General features: G+C 35.6%; 18 protein-coding genes. 17 read left to right on the top strand and 1 reads right to left on the bottom strand.

Annotated features, from left to right (window positions below; genetic code table 11):
• The 17 genes from N7E81_RS05760 (at position 1) to N7E81_RS05680 (ending at position 18,607) form a co-directional block, all read left to right on the top strand.
• On the top strand, positions 1-1,035 hold the full coding sequence (locus tag N7E81_RS05760; protein ID WP_263052332.1) for a nucleotidyltransferase family protein: 1,035 nt from the start codon (positions 1-3) through the stop codon (positions 1,033-1,035).
• Positions 1,035-1,727 carry an acylneuraminate cytidylyltransferase family protein gene (locus N7E81_RS05755; RefSeq protein ID WP_263053064.1) on the top strand — a complete coding sequence of 231 codons (693 nt, stop codon included), beginning with the start codon at positions 1,035-1,037 and terminating at the stop codon, positions 1,725-1,727. Before N7E81_RS05760 ends, N7E81_RS05755 begins: the two co-directional genes overlap by 1 nt.
• Positions 1,728-1,798: 71 nt before the next feature.
• Complete coding sequence (locus N7E81_RS05750; RefSeq protein WP_263052331.1) at positions 1,799-2,917, top strand: sialidase family protein; 1,119 nt, start codon at positions 1,799-1,801, stop codon at positions 2,915-2,917.
• Positions 2,918-2,926: 9 nt separating this feature from the next.
• A complete protein-coding gene (locus tag N7E81_RS05745) occupies positions 2,927-4,345 on the top strand; it encodes an oligosaccharide flippase family protein (protein WP_263052330.1) in 1,419 nt (472 codons plus the stop codon).
• A gap of 16 nt (positions 4,346-4,361) precedes the next feature.
• Positions 4,362-5,240: a hypothetical protein gene (locus N7E81_RS05740; RefSeq protein ID WP_263052329.1), complete on the top strand. Its 879-nt coding sequence runs from the start codon at positions 4,362-4,364 to the stop codon at positions 5,238-5,240.
• Complete coding sequence (locus N7E81_RS05735; RefSeq protein ID WP_263052328.1) at positions 5,218-6,279, top strand: glycosyltransferase family 4 protein; 1,062 nt, start codon at positions 5,218-5,220, stop codon at positions 6,277-6,279. The genes N7E81_RS05740 and N7E81_RS05735 overlap by 23 nt, the downstream gene beginning before the upstream one ends.
• The gene (locus N7E81_RS05730; protein WP_263052327.1) at positions 6,276-7,409 is read left to right on the top strand and encodes a glycosyltransferase family 4 protein; all 1,134 of its coding nucleotides are present in this window, start codon (positions 6,276-6,278) and stop codon (positions 7,407-7,409) included. Before N7E81_RS05735 ends, N7E81_RS05730 begins: the two co-directional genes overlap by 4 nt.
• Position 7,410: 1 nt before the next feature.
• Entirely contained in the window at positions 7,411-8,370 is a 960-nt protein-coding gene (locus N7E81_RS05725) for a D-glucuronyl C5-epimerase family protein (RefSeq protein ID WP_263052326.1), read from the top strand.
• A 731-nt stretch (positions 8,371-9,101) separates the two neighbouring features.
• On the top strand, positions 9,102-9,731 hold the full coding sequence (locus N7E81_RS05720) for an O-antigen ligase family protein (RefSeq protein ID WP_263052325.1): 630 nt from the start codon (positions 9,102-9,104) through the stop codon (positions 9,729-9,731).
• Positions 9,703-10,233, top strand: coding sequence for a class I SAM-dependent methyltransferase (locus tag N7E81_RS05715; RefSeq protein WP_263052324.1), 531 nt, complete (start codon positions 9,703-9,705; stop codon positions 10,231-10,233). Before N7E81_RS05720 ends, N7E81_RS05715 begins: the two co-directional genes overlap by 29 nt.
• A gap of 33 nt (positions 10,234-10,266) precedes the next feature.
• Complete coding sequence (locus N7E81_RS05710) at positions 10,267-11,400, top strand: glycosyltransferase family 4 protein (protein WP_263052323.1); 1,134 nt, start codon at positions 10,267-10,269, stop codon at positions 11,398-11,400.
• On the top strand, positions 11,397-12,182 hold the full coding sequence (locus N7E81_RS05705; RefSeq protein WP_263052322.1) for a glycosyltransferase family 2 protein: 786 nt from the start codon (positions 11,397-11,399) through the stop codon (positions 12,180-12,182). The genes N7E81_RS05710 and N7E81_RS05705 overlap by 4 nt, the downstream gene beginning before the upstream one ends.
• Positions 12,179-13,138 (top strand): NAD-dependent epimerase/dehydratase family protein, encoded by a 960-nt coding sequence (locus tag N7E81_RS05700; RefSeq protein ID WP_263052321.1) that lies wholly within the window; start codon positions 12,179-12,181, stop codon positions 13,136-13,138. Before N7E81_RS05705 ends, N7E81_RS05700 begins: the two co-directional genes overlap by 4 nt.
• A 72-nt stretch (positions 13,139-13,210) precedes the next feature.
• Positions 13,211-14,590 (top strand): undecaprenyl-phosphate glucose phosphotransferase, encoded by a 1,380-nt coding sequence (locus tag N7E81_RS05695; RefSeq protein WP_263052320.1) that lies wholly within the window; start codon positions 13,211-13,213, stop codon positions 14,588-14,590.
• Positions 14,591-14,686: 96 nt separating this feature from the next.
• Positions 14,687-15,712 carry a phenylalanine--tRNA ligase subunit alpha gene (pheS, locus tag N7E81_RS05690; protein ID WP_323131657.1) on the top strand — a complete coding sequence of 342 codons (1,026 nt, stop codon included), beginning with the start codon at positions 14,687-14,689 and terminating at the stop codon, positions 15,710-15,712.
• Positions 15,713-15,759: 47 nt separating this feature from the next.
• Positions 15,760-17,631 (top strand): asparagine synthase (glutamine-hydrolyzing), encoded by a 1,872-nt coding sequence (gene asnB, locus N7E81_RS05685; protein WP_263052319.1) that lies wholly within the window; start codon positions 15,760-15,762, stop codon positions 17,629-17,631.
• Between the two features lie 112 nt (positions 17,632-17,743).
• Positions 17,744-18,607: a universal stress protein gene (locus tag N7E81_RS05680; RefSeq protein ID WP_263052318.1), complete on the top strand. Its 864-nt coding sequence runs from the start codon at positions 17,744-17,746 to the stop codon at positions 18,605-18,607.
• A gap of 2 nt (positions 18,608-18,609) precedes the next feature.
• On the opposite strand, the gene N7E81_RS05675 is transcribed toward N7E81_RS05680, so the two are convergent.
• Positions 18,610-19,155 carry a hypothetical protein gene (locus N7E81_RS05675; RefSeq protein WP_263052317.1) on the bottom strand — a complete coding sequence of 182 codons (546 nt, stop codon included), beginning with the start codon at positions 19,153-19,155 and terminating at the stop codon, positions 18,610-18,612.
• Positions 19,156-19,164 lie beyond the last annotated feature (9 nt).

Raw genomic sequence — 19,164 nt, 5'->3', positions numbered from 1 at the left:
ATGGATAATTATTTAATTCCAAATACGTCCTCTGTCAGAGAAGCTCTTCAAAGGTTAAATATGTCAGATTCTCAAACCATATTTGTAATAAGACAAGATCAACAATTATTGGGATCAATCACTGATGGTGATATAAGACGAGGGCTTTTAGGGGGAATAGAACTTTCCGAATCTGTTGAAAAGATCATGAACATGGACTTTTCAAAAATAGTGAAAAATGACTACTCCATTGAACAAATAAAATCATATAAAAAAAAGGCTTTAAGTCTCATCCCACTTGTCGATAAAACAGATAAGCTGTTGAGTTTTATTAATTTAAAAGGGAAAAAATCATTCCTGCCCATAGATGCACTTATCATGGCTGGAGGAAAAGGGACTCGACTAAGACCACTTACAGACAATATTCCTAAACCACTTTTAATGGTCAATAATAAACCCATCATCGAATACAATATTGATCGATTAAATCTTTTTGGAATAAAAAACTTAAACATCTCCATAAAGTATCTTGGCCAACAATTGATAGACTACTTTGGTAGTGGTGACAAACATGGGGTAAACATTTCTTATATAGAAGAAGATCAAGCCCTTGGTACTATCGGTGCTTTAGCTCTAGTGGAAAATTTAGAAAATGACACAGTCTTAATAATGAACTCAGATTTATTAACCAATATAGATTTTGAGGATTTTTATAAAGATTTTGTCGACCAAGTTGCAGATATGTCCATCGCTTCAATTCCCTATAAGGTGGAAATCCCTTATGCCATATTAAAAACAGAAGGCACAGAGGTCAAGTCATTTGCAGAAAAGCCAACTATAACTTATTACTCAAATGGAGGAATTTATTTGCTAAAGAAAGAACATATCAGTAAAATACCGAAAGGGGCTTTTTTTAATGCCACCGACCTGATGGATGAACTCATCCATCAGGGAAACAAAGTTATCAGCTACCCACTAAGGGGTTATTGGTTAGATATTGGCAAACACGACGATTTTGCAAAAGCTCAAGAAGATGTAAAACACATACAATTTTGATGAATAGACTCGTGATCATACCAGCTCGAAGTGGTTCAAGAGGAATCCCTGGAAAAAACATTAAATTACTCAAGGGAAAACCATTAATTCAGTATACCATTGAAGCAGCAAGAGCCGTCTTTAATGATGATGAAATTATAGTATCCACTGATTCTGAAGAGATTAAGAAAGTTGTTGAAACTATTGGCTTGAAAGTACCTTTTCTTAGACCTCAAAAGTTCTCAACCGACACTTCTAGTTCTAAAGAGGTTATAGACCATGCATTATCCTTTTATGAAAAACATAATGCCATTTCAATTGAGCAAATTATTTTATTGCAACCAACATCACCGTTCCGCAATGCCAACCATATAAAAGAAGCATTGGCCATATATTCTCGTGATTTGGATATGGTAGTTTCTGTAAAAGAAACAGATTCAAACCCATATTATGTTCTATTTGAAGAGGATGAAAATAATATGTTAATTAAATCTAAAGAAGGTAATTTCATTAGAAGGCAGGATTGCCCTAAAGTATGGGAATATAACGGTGCAATTTATATAATCAATGCTACTACTTTCAAAAAAGACGGTTTTAACCTCCAAAAGAAAAAGAAATATATAATGTCAGAATTAGATTCCGTAGATATTGACACATATTTGGACTGGAAAATAGCAGAATGTCTAATTGTATCAAGTTCTTCCTTATATTGAATAACAAACGACACAAAAATTACGAGTTATATTATCAATGAATTTTCAAATAGCATAAAAAGTAATACTAGTTGAATCAGCCAAGACGATATTATCTTCTTTTAATTTTTATCACTTATTTAAGCAGTTGTACTAATTCTATAAACGAAGATATAACACCTCAAAACATAAACATTAACGGTACAGTTATTATTCAAGCTGATAGTACATTTTATAGAAATAGCGAAGCTTCTTTAATCAAACTCATGGATAGTACTTTTCTCCTTTGCTATACAGCTTATGAAAATGAATCTGATTTTTCTAAGGCAACTATCAGAGCCTCTTATAGTCATGACAATGGTATCACTTGGTCAACGCCTTTAAATGTATTGAATGATAACTATTATAGAAATCTCTCTCCTTCACTTATAAGAATTGATGCAAGGAATATACTTATGTTTTTTATTCGACGGATAAGCGATGACAAGACACAAATTTGCTACATTAAATCCAGAGACAACGGGCAAAATTGGTCTAATAACATACGTGTAATTTCAAAAGAACATTTATATCATGTTGTTAATAACGATAGGGTAATTCAACTGTCAAATAATGACATTATAGTACCCTTTGCATACACTAATAGTATCGAAAACCAATACAAAAATCAGTCAATTAAATTTTATATAAGTTCCGACTTAGGCGAAACCTGGGCATTAAGTGAAAATGAAATAAGTGTATCTGGGCCAGCAATGGAACCTGGCATAATAGAGGTTAATGATGGTAATCTTATGGCTGTAATTCGCACACAACTTGGTACTATATATTTTGCAAAATCATCTAATTACGGCAGGCGTTGGGAAGAAGCTTTTGACTCTGGTTTATACAGCCCAGAATCCCCATCTTCTATATATAGAATTGAAGAAACTGGTCAACTCATCTTAATTTGGAATAATGTAAAAGTAAATACAGCATCCGAAAGAATTCTCAATGTTGATGCAAGAACACCTCTTAGTTACTCTATTAGCGAAGATAATGGTGAATCATGGAGCTCTCCTACCCATATAGAAAATCACGCACAATCAAGTTTTGCGTATACAAGCATTCTAGAAAAAGACGGCGAACTTCTACTAACCTATTACTACAAATCAAGAGAAGCAACTAAATTTAGAAGCCTGGTATTTAATAGGCTTACTATCTCAAACCTTTAATCCCTTCATATGAATAAAGTAGCAAAGGGATCTCTCATATTTACGATCTCTACAGTCCTCTCAAAAGGAATTTCTTTTTTTTTATTGCCTATTTATTTAGCACATTTAACATTAGCTCAATATGGTACAGTAGGTTATATACAAGTCATCATTAACCTAATGTTCAATGTCGTAATTCTAGGCTTTCACGGAAGTCAAACCAGACTAATTCATGACAAAAACATCGATCAAGGAACTTTACTATTCACCCTCAATATTTTTTTAGTATTAGAGTCTTTACTCTGTTTTGCTATCTTCTGGATAGGAGGAGGGCTTTTATTCCATGATACACTAGGAATAGAACCTTCATTCCCTCCTCTTTTAGCCTTGGGAATAGTAGTGCTTATGATATTCAATCAAATGTCTATCACCTATTTTACAGCCCATAAAAATTTCCTGAAAGCAGCAATAATTGAAACTTCTATATTTTTAACTAGTGCCGCATTAATTATACTCCTCGTGGTATTTCAAGAAAAAGGAATTAATGGGTACTTTATTGCGATAATTATTGCTCAAGCAATTTCAGCTCTAATTTACGGAGCGAGCTACCTAAAGCACTTTAAACCAAAATTCAAATTCAAATATCTAAAAGAATCGTTGTTGTTAGGTGTTCCAACCCTCTTCCACCTACTTGGCTTGTATCTAAATAACTCTGCAGACAGGTTTGTTTTAGCTAAATATCTATCAATGGAAGATTTAGGAATTTATAACCTTGGCTATACATTAGCCTCTGTAATGAGTTATATGATTATTGCTATAAACAAGGCCTGGACCCCAACATACTTTTCACTAATGAATGAAACCAATGGAAAAGTCAACACTTTAATTAATAATTACTATGACATTTGGGTACTCGGCCTCGGATTTGCTACTTTAATAGGGATATCGATCATTCCATTTGTTATTGAGTGGTTTGCACCAGATATATATACAAACAGTATTGGAATTACCATTATTATACTTTTAGCATACTATAATTATGGCATATACACCTACTTTGTAAATAGTATTTTCTTTTTCAAAAAAAATAAATTTCTCCCTTTTTTGACCTTATTAAGTGGCTTAATAAATGTTTTTTTAAACATTATATACATCCCTCTCTTTGGTATAATGGCTGCAGCGGTCTCTACTCTAATTTCTTTCCTTGTGCTCATGTTGTGTGTAATTGTTTTTTCTAGATACTTCTTCAAACAAGCGTACAGCTATAATTTTATAATTTATTTTTACATTGTAAGTTTGTGTTCAGCTTTTGTACATTTTGGCATCGAAGATAATTATCGTTCATTATTAATGAACTCTTCGTTGATAATAGTTAGCATTGGTCTAGTCTACTATATGCGGAAAAAGCCTCTAACAAAGTGGTTAAATGATAAATTTTCTATACAATAACTCAAAGCAATTATATATGAGGCTCTCCGCCCTCAAATTTTATGTTCAAGAATTGCTTAAAATCAAGAAAATTGCAAATAAATACAACCTTCCCAACTTAACCGAATTAGAAATTGGCAGATATAAAACCAGTGACACAATATTTATTTTAGGTTCAGGTGATTCAATAAATAATTATTCCGCAGCCCAGTGGAAAGAAATTTCAGATCAAGACAGTATTGGGTTCAATTATTGGCCAATTCACAACCATGTACCAACATTTTACAGTGTTGAATGTGCATCAAACCTAAATATCAGAAAAGAACAAATTAATCTACTCAACACCAACAAAAAAGCATATAAAAAAACCCCAATCATTCTAAAGGATATTTTCGAAGGGTATTGGCAGGAAACAGTACCTTTGATTGATCCCGAATTAAAACCTAATCTCTACATAGCAAAAGAAATACAATTGACAGGTCGAAGCTGCGAAGATTATTTACGATCCATAAAGATGTATGAAAATTTAGGAATGATAAAGGAAGGAAGTTTTAAGTATATTCCAAGAAAGATCGGTTCCCTTATCTTTCTTCTTTTTTTTGCATTTTTTTCTGGCTATAAAAAAGTTGTACTATGTGGTATTGATTTAGACGGCGGCTCGAGTTTTTACTTAAATGAACGTTACTCGAAGCAGCAAGAACATCTTCAACACACCATTAGCGCTATAAAAAGCAAAAAACATCACACTTTGGACAAATCTCAAAATTTTGTAACTATGCCAGAGCTATTAAGTTTTTTAAATAAAAAATACTTTCAAGAAAAGGGGCTCTCCATTTATCTAGGCAATAAACAATCTTCTTTATATCCTGAATTCTCACTTTTCAATTACAAATGTGCCATTACTAGTAAATTCTAAGTTCCTTTCTCAGCATCCTATTACGGGTGTGACAAGATATGCAATTGAAATTGCAGAACAGCTTTCCTCTATTGATCCTCAGGTTAATTTCATAGCTAATAATGATATAAAACATCATGAAACCGCTCAACTTTTAAACCCTAACCAAGTGGGAAGGTCTGAGGGAATAACTTGGGAGCAAGTAGAACTCCCCTATTTTATAAGAAAAAAATTCAAAAATGATCACCTTTTACTAAACCTCGAAAACCTCGCCCCTTTACTCACGAGAAACATTGTGGTAATTCATGATATAATTTGGAAAACACATAATTTCCATACCAAAAAAAACTTAGCTTATTACAGAAGTATAATGCCTCTCATAATTAAACGGGCTCAGCATATCATTACAGTAAGTGAATACTCTAAAAATCAAATTTTACAACACTTTAAAATAAATGATAAAAAAATTTCCGTTGCAGGCTGCGCCGTTCCTAGTATTCTACAAAAAATAAACCTAGATGCCATTCATGAAGATAATAGTAAAAAAAGACCCTACATTTTAGGTCCATTAAATAAGAATCCGCTCGTTCTCATTAAAGCATTTGAAAAAATAAAATGTTCAGATGAATATGACCTAATATTGATAGGTGCAAAACGAATAGATATCAACTCAGAATTGAACCAATACTTACAAAAAAACAAAAGGATTAAATTGACTGGGCATATTACAGATAAAGAACTAGCCAAACTATATAGCCAAGCTACCGTATTTGTTTACCCTTCGGTGATCGATGGATTTGGAATACCCCCTATTGAAGCTATGCATTTTGGATGTCCAGTGATTTGCTCTAACAGCGCAAGCCTACCTGAAGTAGTGGGTAATGCAGCATTTAGCTTTGACCCTTCTAACGAGATGGAACTAACTAACTATTTAAACAAAGTTTTGGACTCCGAAGATCTGAGAAACAAACTCATCCAAAAAGGGAATTATCAAAAAGACCAATTCTCTTGGGAGAAGTCAGCTAAAACCATTTATAACGTGATGCAATCATTCCAATGAGTAATAAAATTAAAGTGTTTATCGTATCTCCTCAAAGAACTATGTCTGGTGGAGAAATTTGTCTTTATCGAGTTTTTTTTGACAATGATTATTTTGACCCGACGCTGGCATCTCCTAATGGTACGTTTACAGACTTTTTAAGATCCAAAGAAATTAATTTCCTTCCTGTTGATGAAATGATAAAATCCAACAGGAGCTCAAACAAATTTTGGATATTTGACTATATCAAGAAATACATTATAGCAAACCTAAAACTATATGCACTAATAAAAAAAGGTGACTATCAAGTAGTTTTCGGAAACGGTAGACTTGGATTAATTTATGCAATATTCACAGCATTATTATTGCGAAAGAAGTTAATTTGGACGCATTATGATTATTTGTCAAATTTTTTTGATAATACAATTGTTTCAATTGCCAGCATTTTCGCAACTCGAACCATTACTGTATCCGAACCCATTAAGAAAAGAATATCGAATTTATTTAATAAAAATAAAACTATTACAATTCATAACGGATTGAATTTGGAGGACGTCAGTATAGTTCCCAAAAACTTATCCAAAACCATCAAAGTTGGCATCGTTGGGAAAATTTTACCTTGGAAAGGTCACATTGTACTAATTGAAGCTTTGCGATTACTTCATAGGAACAACATCAAAAATTTTGAGCTTATTGTAATTGGAGATACCGACACACAAGAAGGTAAAAATTATTTAAAGCAAATCGAGCAAAAAATAAATAAATACATTCTCAAAAAACACGTTTCATTTACAGGGTCTCTATCAAATATTAACGAAATTTATAACAAAATTGACATCTGTATTAATGCTTCAATCTCACCAGAGCCATTAGGTACAACAATTTATGAATCGATGGCTTTTGGAAAAATCATTTTAGCGTCAAACTTAGGAGGTTCTCCTGAAATCATAAAAAATGGAATCGACGGATTCTTATTTAAACCAAATGATTCATTCGACTTATCTGAAAAACTAGCACACATTATCACTCATTTTGAAACAGAGGAAATGAATCAAATTAAAGTTAATGCTGTAAAAAGAGTTAAAGAAAACTTTAACAATAAGGAAACAAGAAAAAAGTATTATAATCTCTTTAATAAAGCGATTAAATAAAATGAGAAATAAAGCAGCGACCAAATCGTATAAATCATTAAACACCGTCTTACAATACTTTACTCTTAAGTCCACAGATTATTGGCATTTACAATATGACCTCAATGAGACTTGGGAAGAGTATTTTTGGGATATGTCCGAAAAAGCAAGCTTATGTAAATTAGCAAGAGATAGCAACGGCATTACTCAATATATAGGAGAAGATGGTAAATTAACCTACTCTCACATTGAACTAGCCCAATATGGAATGGCCTCTTATCAAATGTATTTAAAAACAAACAATAACTATTGGCTGAACGAATCAAAAAAACATGTTGAAAAATTAACTAGTGGAATTGTGCAATATAAAAATTCCAATTCTACAATTTTGGCAAATTATCCAATAAACTTATACAACATCAATAAACCATGGCCCTCAGCTTTAGCATTAGGAGTAACGATCTCACTTTTGACCCGCTTATACTCACTAGAAAAAGATACCAAATATTTAACCCAAGCAAAAAAATTGGGAGAAAATTATCAAATTGAGGTCAATCAAGGGGGTGTATTAAGAAAAGTTGAAAATCCTAGGATATCTATTTTAGAAGAATATCCATCCGATAATATTTCTGGAGTCCTTAACGGACATATTACTGCACTATGGAGTATTTATGACCTAGGTAAGTTTGATGAAAAATATAAAATTTTATTTACAACCTTGTCCCGTGAGCTTGCTAAGCACCTTAATATTTGGATTACGAATAATTGGAGTTTATACGACATATCACACTTATCTAAAAAAAAACAAAATTTAGCTAGTATTCATTATCATATGCTACATATAAAACAAATTTTAGTGCTTTTTAAAGTGACTGGAATCCCTGACTATGCTACATATGCTGAAAGATTAATCAAGCAGAAATACAACGCTAGGCTTAGGTTATGTGCGTTTATATCTAAGGTCTTATTCAGAATTTTATAACGTACAATTATATCTCTGTAAAATCAATCCAAATTGAAAAGCACAAGTTGAACTATTTCACTCGACAACCAATCCAAACACTCACCTTCCTATTATTTGCTCTTATCTCAGCAAATGGTATCCAAATCCAAATCGGTCGAAATTGGACACCTGCACAAGTCCTTATTCTATCTTTAATTTCACTATTTGCAATAAACGTCATCTTAGGCTATAAAAAGCAAATCAAATTCGATAAACATGGGTCATACATTTTTATATACTGGATAATTTCAATTATTATTTCTATTTATTTGATGCCACATGACCTGCCCTACCCAGATTTTGAACCCCTGAGAGGGGGTAGCTCAAGTTTGCAGGCTCATGGTATTATTAGTTATTCTTATTTTGTATGGTTCATTTTGAATCTGTGCTTGGTTCTCATATTTTACAATCTGGCTTTCACCGAACAAATGCTTAATCAGTGCATTAAAATACTTGTATATTCTAGTATATTATTTTCACTGTATGGACTGTATCAATTTTGTATGGTGAGCATATTTGGCAGTAGTGCTAGCTCAATCGTTTATATTTTAAGTGATGAATATCTATATGGTGAGGATATTCGTCTCTCCTCCCTTAGTAGAGAGCCTCTCTACTTTATAAATTATCTCTCTTTTGTCTTTCTAATTCAGACTATGTGCTTTTTAAACGTATCCTTTCGAAGAACAATAGGGATATCAAAAAAATGGCTCATGATTTTTACTGCAACTAATGCGTTAGCAATAATACTCACCAAATCAACTGGAGGTGTTATTTCCTTAATAGTTGCTTTATTTTGTATGCTCTGGCTGATGAGAAAGCAAATTGGATCAAAAAGTTTCTTGAAATTTGTTCTTGGAATGGGGGGTGTATTTATCTGCTTTTATTTACTAAATGCTGGCATGGTAAACAGAAAAATTATGTCAATGTTTAACCCAGAATCAGGATACGTAAGAGTAATATCAATTATTCAAGGAATAGAAGTGTTTCGCAACCATTGGGTCACAGGGATTGGTTTAGGAAATAGCCCATATTTTATTATTACTCAACAAATCCATAATGCCTACCTTAGCCAAGCGGTAGAAACAGGTATCCTTGGAATTTTAGGCTTTCTAATTTTCAATATTTATATCATAAGAAGGCTTTATCATATAACAAATAAATCATCCTCTAATGAAAAATATATGTCGATCATATTACTTTCAACAATTATATTTTTTCTAATTCAATGGCTTTCATTTTATTCAATAAACATTCCCACTCCTTGGGTAGTATATAGTTTGTCATTTGTATTATTTAAATTGTTTAAAAAAAATGAAACTAAACTTGGGTTGCGGTTATGACTTAAAAAAAGGTTGGACAAATCTGGATTCATCAAAAATCCAAGGTGTAGATGTTGTTTGGAACATAGAAAATCTTCCATTACCCTTTGACGATGAAACATGTACAGACATCTTGTGTCAAGATGTCTTAGAACATACTGAATACATCCCTATCCTCAAGGACATAAATAGAATATTAAAAAAAGAAGGAGAAGTAAAAATTAGGGTACCTCATTTTACTTCAAAGAATAATTTCGTAGATCCTACTCATAAAAAAATGTTTTCTATTGAAACCTTTGATTTTTTCACTCATTCTTCCATTCATGGAAGAAATTACTATTTTGACTTCTCATTCTCATCAATTTCTCAACGTACAATTACTTTTCAGAAAGGGTTTCACATTCATAATTACGTTATGGAATGGGTCATAAACCTAAACACAAGAATCATGAATATATATGAAAATACTTTTCTTTCAAGGATTTTTCCTGCATTAAATATAGAGGTAACCTTAGTAAAGTGATTAGTTTTGTAGGCTTTCAAAAGTTAAGTCAAATTGAATATACTAATACTTGCAAAAGATTATCCTCCAAAAGTTGGAGGCGTTGAAAACTATTCACAAAACCTAGCTGAAGGGTTAAGAAAATATCAAAATTGCCAAGTGCTTAGCTTTGCAATTAAAGACTCTCCAATATCAAAAGTTGATCGCTTGCCAGTAAAACGGATTCAACCCATCATCGAATCTGAATTTGTAAAATCTATCCAATTCTCATTAATGGTTTTATGGATACTGTCTACCACTAAGGTTGATGTAATATATGCCACAACATGGAAGGTCGCTGCTCCAGTTTTTCTTTTAAAAAGAATTTTTAATTTTAAACTTTTCATTACCGTCCATGGGGCAGAAATAACTCGTCACAAGAACAATAGACTAACAATGGCCATCATGCGAACAGTCTTAAAGTCTGCTAGACAAATAATCAGCGTGAGTGACTTTACTAAAACAAAAGTTTTAGAGTATTGTAAAGACCTAAAACCCAACTCTGTAAAAGTTGTTCCTAATGGAATTCATTTCGAGGATCTAAAACCCAAAGACAAAATCAATTCAAGGAAGAGGTTAGGTCTTTCGCAAGACAGCCTTGTTTTACTTACCATTTCTCGTATTGATCAAAGAAAAGGACAAGGAATTGTTATTGAAGCTATCCCAAAGTTAATTAGCACATACCCACAGCTTAGGTATATCATTGTTGGGGATGGTCCTTATCGACAACAGTTGGAAAAACGCGTTAAACAACTTAAAATTGAAGCGCACGTGTTTTTTACTGGATTTGTAGACTTTAAAGAACTCGACTACTATTATTCCGCATGTGATATGTTTGTTTTGCTAAACACTATGGAATCAGACCAAGATTTTGAAGGGTTTGGACTTGTTTTTGCCGAAGCTGCATACTATAAAAAAATTTCTATTGCTGGCAACAATGGAGGTCCTATGGAAGTAATTAACAACAAAGTAACAGGCTACTTAATAGAGCCCAACACCACAAATTTACTTAAGCTATTTAAGGAGGTCGATTTAAGCCCAGAACATCTTACAAAAATGGGAGAAGCTGCATACCGCCGAACGGCAAAAAAATATGACATTCAAAAAATGATACACCAGACAAATTCTATCATTACAGAAAATAGATGATGAATAAACAAGCTCTAATTTCAATTATTACTCCAGTATATAACATCGACCAATTCCTGAATGAGACCATACAGTCAGTTGTTAATCAAACCTATATTAATTGGGAACTCTTTCTGATAGATGACAACTCTAATGACAAAAGTAGATCTATTATTAAATCATGGGCTTCCAAAGACAAACGTATTAAACCTATTTATTTAGACGAGAATGTCGGTGCAGGTAGAGCAAGAAACTATGGGTTAGATCAAGTAAAAGGTGAGTACCTTGCATTTCTTGATAGTGATGATGTTTGGGTTAAGGACAAACTGACGAAACAAGTAAATTTTTTAATTAATCATCCAAAAGTAAGCTTTTCTTTTACTTGGTACACTACCATTAACGAACATGGTATCCCTCTTAAATTATTTCTTACACCATCTAAAATAGGAAGACCTCTTCTAAAATTTAACAACTATATACTTACATCCTCAATAATGTGTAAGACTTCAGTAGTGAAAAACATACGTTTTCCTCGTATGAGGAGGCGCCAAGATTGGGCTTACTTTTTAGACGTATTAAAAAAAACTAAATACGCCTATTCATTACCAGAAAGTACTGTGTTGTACAGAAAAACAAAAGGATCTCTCAGTGCTAATCGATGGAAATTGATCAGACCCAACTATGATTTTTTTCGCGAAACCATCTACTCGAGCAATCGTATTTTAGCCGTTATACATTTTCTCTTTTTCCTACCTTTCTACTTTCATAATAAATTGTTTAATAGTAAAAATTTAAAGAATTGAAAATATTAATAACTGGTGGTTCTGGGTTTATTGGAACTCATCTAATTCAGCTTTTACTGTCTTCTTTTAAAGGCATCAGTATCACTAACCTTGATTTACTCCCTTCTAAAATTGATGACAAAAGAATTGAAACTCTCCAAATAGACATCAGGTCTAATAACTTATTTTCGTTTTTTGAAGAAAAATCATTTGATATTTGCATCCATTTGGCTGCACTATGCAAAGAGCCTGGCTTCGAATGGGAAGAATATTTTGCAACTAATCATACAGGAACTAAAAATATAATTACACTTTGTGAAAATCTTTGCATCTCAAAAATTATTTTCACTAGTACTATGATGGTGCATCAAGCAGGCGAGGTTAGAAGAACCGAAGAATCGGTTACAGCTCCTGACACAGCATACGGTATATCAAAGCTATTAGCAGAGAAAGAACTTGAAAAATGGAGATCATCCAAACCTGAAAGATCACTAAAAATCATTCGCCCTGCTGTAGTATTTGGCGAAAATGAAAATGCAAACTTTACCCGTTTATTCCTTACACTTAAAAAAGGTTTCTTCCCATACGTTGGAAAATCTTCAACTATTAAATCTAACATCTATGTACATGAGTTAAATCGATTTATTCATTTTTTAATAGAACATAAAACCAAACTAGACATATACAACTTTAGTTTTCCGTCAGCTACCAGCATGAGAAATATAGTTAGTGATTTTAAAGTAGTATTTAAAATGAGGGTACTCACAGTTACTTTACCTTATAAATTGATGCTTTTTGTAGCATATATGTTCGAATTTTTAAACTCCATCGGGCTACGCAATTCGATTCACCATAGACGAATACAAAAACTATATTACTCAACATATATTCATCCTGCGAATGCATTAGCTGAAGGGTATGAATTTAAATATACGCTAAAATCAGCCCTTGAGGATTGGAACAAGTATATAAGCTAGGTTTCTACTACAAATGATTAATCCTTTTTCCCTATCTTAGCGCTTTAAAACTAAGCCTAGCATTTTCTCAATATGCAGAAAAGGAGATTTTCAAAGTATTTTCCTGCCATATTTCTATTCATAGACCTATTGTTTCTGAATATTGGCTTCTTTGTAGCCAATTATGTCAGGTTCAATACCTTTTGGTTTCAGGGCGATCGCTATCCTTTTCTATTCGTATTTCTAAACATCACATGGATCATTATCTTCTTTGTGACCAAACTAGATCGGGTAGATCGCGAACGTAGCGTAGTAGATTATATCTCCCAAATTCTCCTCGGTCTTACGATCAACCTTGCCGTAGTATTTACCATGTGGGCGTCTACCAGAGCCTACTTTTACTCTAGAGAACACCTCTTTTACACCTACCTGATATTCTCCATATTAATAATTGGTTGGAGAGTTGGGTTTATCAATATCCTTCGGTTTTACCGTACCAAGGGATATAACTTGCGAAATATCATAATCGTAGGCTATGGCCCCATCGGACGTAACCTCAAACGCCATTTAGAAAACAACCCTGAAATTGGTTATGCTTTCAAAGGTTTTTTCGATCACAAAACCGAACAACCAGAGGTCTCAGGGCCAGTAGAAGACGTTCCTCTCTATGCCAAGGAAAACAACATAGACGTTATCTTTTGCTGCCTACCCAAACTATTTGAGCAAGATGTCAAGCCCCTAATTGACTTTGCAGAAAACAACCTAATTACGATCAAGCTACTCTCTGATTTTAGTAAAGTGGGCAACAAGAAACTGGAAGTACAGCAATATGGCAACATCCCAGTTCTCAATGTGAGTTCCATTCCTTTAGACCGAATGATCAACAGAGTGGCCAAGCGTACCTTTGATGTCTTGTTCTCTTCATTTGTAATGATTTTCATCCTATCATGGCTGATCCCTTTGATTGGTTTGTTGATCAAGCTAGAGTCACCAGGGCCCGTATTCTTTATCCAAAACAGACACGGTCGTGGCAATAAATACTTTCCCTGCTGGAAGTTTCGTACCATGGTGGTCAACAAAGAGGCCGACTCCAAGCAAGCCACTAAAAATGATCCTAGAGTCACGCGAACAGGAGCCATCCTTCGTCGCACCAGTTTGGACGAACTGCCTCAGTTCATCAATGTTTTCTTAGGCAATATGTCAGTAGTAGGGCCGCGTCCTCACCCGATCAAATTGAACGAAGAGTACTCTCCCAAAATCGACCGCTTCATTCAGCGCCATGCTGTTAAACCTGGCGTTACTGGATTAGCGCAAGCCAAAGGGTACAGAGGCGAAACTTCAAGATTTAGTGAAATGTATGGCAGAGTCAAGCTCGATCGCTTTTATGTGAAAAACTGGAGCCTGTGGTTCGATGTCAAAATCATCGTCATGACCATCTATTCCATCTTGTTCAAAACAGAGAACGCTTACTAGTTATTACCATAACCTTCGCCATTCTTCCATTTAGTTAATGGTTCATGTGAACGTTCATGTAGATCTATATTAACTTCGCTCCTCAATTGATTTATTATGTTTGATAAGGTAGAAGAATACAAAGCCATGATCCACGCTGCTGAAGTGAAAGCAGCTGAGGAGTTGGAACAGTTCAGAATGAAATTCATTAGTAAAAAAAGTGTCGTTACGGAGCTTTTTAATGAATTTAAGAACGTACCCAACGAACAAAAAAAAGCTTTTGGGCAGGCGCTGAATGATTTAAAAACACTAGCTCAAGACAAATTCAAAACCTTAGCAGATACATTGGACAGCAGCAGTGACGCTGCTTCTAGTCAGGGCATCGACCTGACCTTGCCCAACGTACCCAACGAAACCGGTAGCATCCATCCGCTCACCATCACTCGAAACAAAATCATTGAGATCTTCGAACGAATGGGATTCAACGTAGCCAGCGGGCCTGAAATCGAAGAAGACTTCTACAACTTCACTGCACTCAACTTTCCAGAAAATCACCCGGCTAGAGAAATGCAGGATACTTTCTTTATTGAGAAAAACCCAGACAAAGTACTCCGAACGCATACCTCCAATGTACAAATCAGAATGATGGAAGGTGGACAACCTCCTTTCCGTTCGATCATGCCCGGTCGTGTGTTTAGAAATGAAGCCATCTCTGCTCGAGCACATTGCTTTTTCCATCAAGTAGAAGGACTCTACGTGGATAAAAATGTAGGGTTCAAAGACCTTAAACAAACGCTGTATCATTTCGCCAAAGAGTTATTTGGAGAGGATACAAAGATCAGACTTCGCCCGTCGTACTTCCCGTTTACAGAGCCAAGTGCAGAGATAGACATCAGCTGTTTCATCTGTCATGGCAAAGGCTGCAACGTCTGCAAATACACCAACTGGGTAGAAATAGGCGGTGCTGGCATGGTAGATCCCAACGTGCTAAAAAGCTGTGGCATAGACCCAGAAGAATACACTGGTTTTGCCTTCGGCATGGGACTAGAGCGTATCACGATGCTCAAATATCAAATCAATGATTTGAGATTATTCTCAGAAAACGACGTTCGATTCCTCAGACAGTTTCAAGGCACTTTCTAGTCATCGTGGTTATTGCTAGCTTTCTAGTTTCAATCTCATAACCCTCTATGTGCGGCATCACTGGCATTTTAGCATTCAACGAAATCGGCAGACCTAGCCTAGCCCTGCTAGAACAAGCTACGGAATCATTGGCTTATCGAGGGCCAGACCATCAAGGCATCTACACACACCAAATGGTGGGACTCGGGCACAGAAGACTGTCCGTCATAGACACCAGTGCCAATGCCCACCAGCCTTTTGGAATACGAGATGGTCGATACACGATTGTCTTCAATGGAGAGATTTTCAACTACAAAGAACTCAAGCAAGATTTAAATTCAAAAGGAATCCAGTTTCGATCCGACTCTGATACCGAAGTCCTTGCTCATCTGTTTGCCTTAGAAGGCAAAAAATGCTTGGAGCGGCTCAATGGTTTTTTTGCCTTTGCTATATACGACACCGTAGAGCAATCACTGTTCATCGCACGAGACAGGCTTGGGATCAAACCGCTACTCTATTTTCAAGACGGTACTAAGTTTTTGTTTGGCTCTGAAATGAACGCCCTCTTGGCCTACGGAATCGATCGATCCATCGACCACGAAGCTCTCAATTACTACCTTCAGCTCAACTATACTCCTGCACCGCTTACAATGGTAAAAGGTATTCGAAAACTTGAGCCAGGGCATTACTTAGAAATAAAAGATGGGCAAATCAGCAAACACCAGTATTACAAACTCCCCAGCTCAACTCCAACTTTCGAGCTCAGCTATCATCAAGCCAAAGAAAAGCTGCATGAATTATTAGCTCAATCTGTAAAACGAAGAATGATAGCCGACGTGCCGCTTGGCTGTTTTTTGAGCGGGGGTATCGATTCGAGCGTGATCACGGCCGTGGCTTCACAGCAGACCTCCTCACTCAAGACTTTCTCCATTGGATTTGAAGGCAATAAATTTTTTGATGAAACACAGTATGCAGAATTAGTCGCCCAAAAGTTCAAAACAGACCACACCACTTTTCGACTATCCAATGAAGAAATAGGCCACCATCTTCAAGAGATTGTGAGCCATATCGACGAACCTTTTGCCGATTCTTCGGCCATCCCAGTGTATTTGCTTTGCAAAAAAACTAGGGAGCATGTGACCGTAGCCTTATCAGGTGATGGCGCCGATGAAATTTTTTCTGGCTACAACAAACACGCCGCTTGGTGGAAGATAGAAAATGACCAGAAATTTAAAACCCTCATGCGCTTGGCTCAACCCATAGCTCAAATGCTGCCCAAATCCCGATCTGGAAGCTTAAGTAATCGCATGCGACAAGTCGTCCGATTTACCAAAGCCATGAAAATGGCACCTGCTCAACGGTATTGGTTTTTAGCCAGCTTCGCCAATCATGTACAAACCAGTCGGCTGATGAAGCAGCCCAGCACAGACTTTTCACAACAGGAAAGTTGGATGCAATCGATGAACCAATACCATGACCTCAATGACCTACTAAGACTAGACACCCAATTTGTTTTGCCCAATGACATGCTCAAAAAAGTAGATCTGATGTCGATGGCCAATAGCCTAGAAGTACGAGTTCCATTTCTCGATCATGAATTGGTTCAGTTTGTTTTTTGTCTCCCAGAAGATATGAAAATCAATCAGTCACTGCGAAAAAGAATCTTACAAGACACCTATCGCGATACCTTACCTCCAGAACTATACAACAGACCAAAAAAAGGATTTGAAATGCCATTATTAGACTGGCTCAAAACCACGCTTAGATCAGAACTAAATGAGCACCTTTTTGATAAAGACAAAATTGAAGCACAAGGAATTTTTCATTGGAATGAAATACAAACCCTAAAAACCCAACTCTTTTCTGCCAACCCTGAGGATAGTCATGCGCGAGTATGGGCACTCTATGTATTTCAAAAATGGCAAGCGAAGTATTTATAACTCTCCCTTGCAGCAAGCTAAGGCAGAATAAAAAAATCAATCTCACATCGGGGCAAATTATTCGAGAATTAGATTAATTTTAATCCATTCGACCATATCAAATTGAACCGTCATGCAAAACTTGAACAAATTTCTAGTCTGTCTAGATTCTTCCACTCTCGACGAACACATCATCAAATACAGCTCGATGATAGCCGAGATCGCTGGTTGCGACAAAGTATACTTTGTTCATGTAGCACAAAAGAACCTCAGTTCAAAAATTAAAAAATACTTTGAAGACAAAGTTTCGGAACATTTCACAGCCAAGTGCGATACCGAAATGCAAATCCAACAAGGCAATAATGCCGTTCAAATTCTGAAATGGTCTGAGTTTAAGATTGTAGATTTAGTGATCATGGGTATCAAACCCAAGTCTGAATCTACAGGAAGACATGCCGCTCGGCTTATCAACGAAGCACAATGCTCCGTTTTGCTAGTGCCTCCTACGGCTAAGCTTAATTTGAATCGAGTCATTATCCCACTAGACTTCACCAGCAGCTCGCTCACCGCCATACAAGCAGCCTTGAATATCAAAGAAAAAGCAGGCGTAGAAGTGCTTCTCCACCATGTCTATTTTGTACCTACAGGCTACAGCCATACGGGAAAAAGCTACGACGACATGGCTGCGATCATGGACAAAAACAAGAGACGAGAATATGAACAGTTCAAAAGAGAACATTCGCTCGACGACAGTAAATATGAAGTCATTTTTGAGCTAGACGAAGATCAAAACCCTTCTGACAATATCTACGAAATGGCTAAAGAAAGAAAGGCTGACATGATCATCGTAGCATCTAGAGGCAGAACCAAAATGGCTTCCCTACTCAAGGGCAGCACTGCCGTAAATCTAATCAGCTATGACAGAGACATCGCCTGCCTAGTGGTGAAAAACAAATCTGAAAACATGGGGTTTTTCGAAGCCTTACTCAAAATCTAAGATTACTGCACTCTCACTGAGATATCGAAAACGGTAGCCTCCATGCCAATCAATTTTCTACTCCCTTGTACACGATAGGTCGCTAGCTTTTTATTTTCAAAAGTCAGACGAATCTGTTGATTAGAGGTATATAGTAAGTTGGCATCTTCTAGCTTGAGCTCCAATTCCTCAATATCCCCCTCTTCATTTTTGTCAATTAAAATAGATACTGGCCCTTTCTTTTCCTTTGCTTTTCGCTCATACAAAAAACCCTGATCTACCGCGGTTTTGTTATAGTTGGTCGTCCGAATGAGTCTGGCAAATGAATAATCCTTCAAGGTTTTCAAATCCTTGCTGACTATCAAAGTATCAAAAGGTAGGGTGCTCGATTCTTGACTTCCGTCCAATGTAACCGTTTTGACCAACTGAGTGCCTGCCTGATCCTCTGCAATAGATTGAACCACTAGATCCAGCGCTTTTATCTGGTCATCTGCAGAAATGGCTATTTCTTCTGGAGACAGACAAGAACATAAAAAGGCAAATGATAAAAGAATCCATGTATTATTCATAAGACAAAT

The organism is Reichenbachiella carrageenanivorans, from assembly GCF_025639805.1.
GTDB lineage: Bacteria > Bacteroidota > Bacteroidia > Cytophagales > Cyclobacteriaceae > Reichenbachiella > Reichenbachiella carrageenanivorans.
This window is presented reverse-complemented; position numbering and strand designations above follow the sequence as displayed.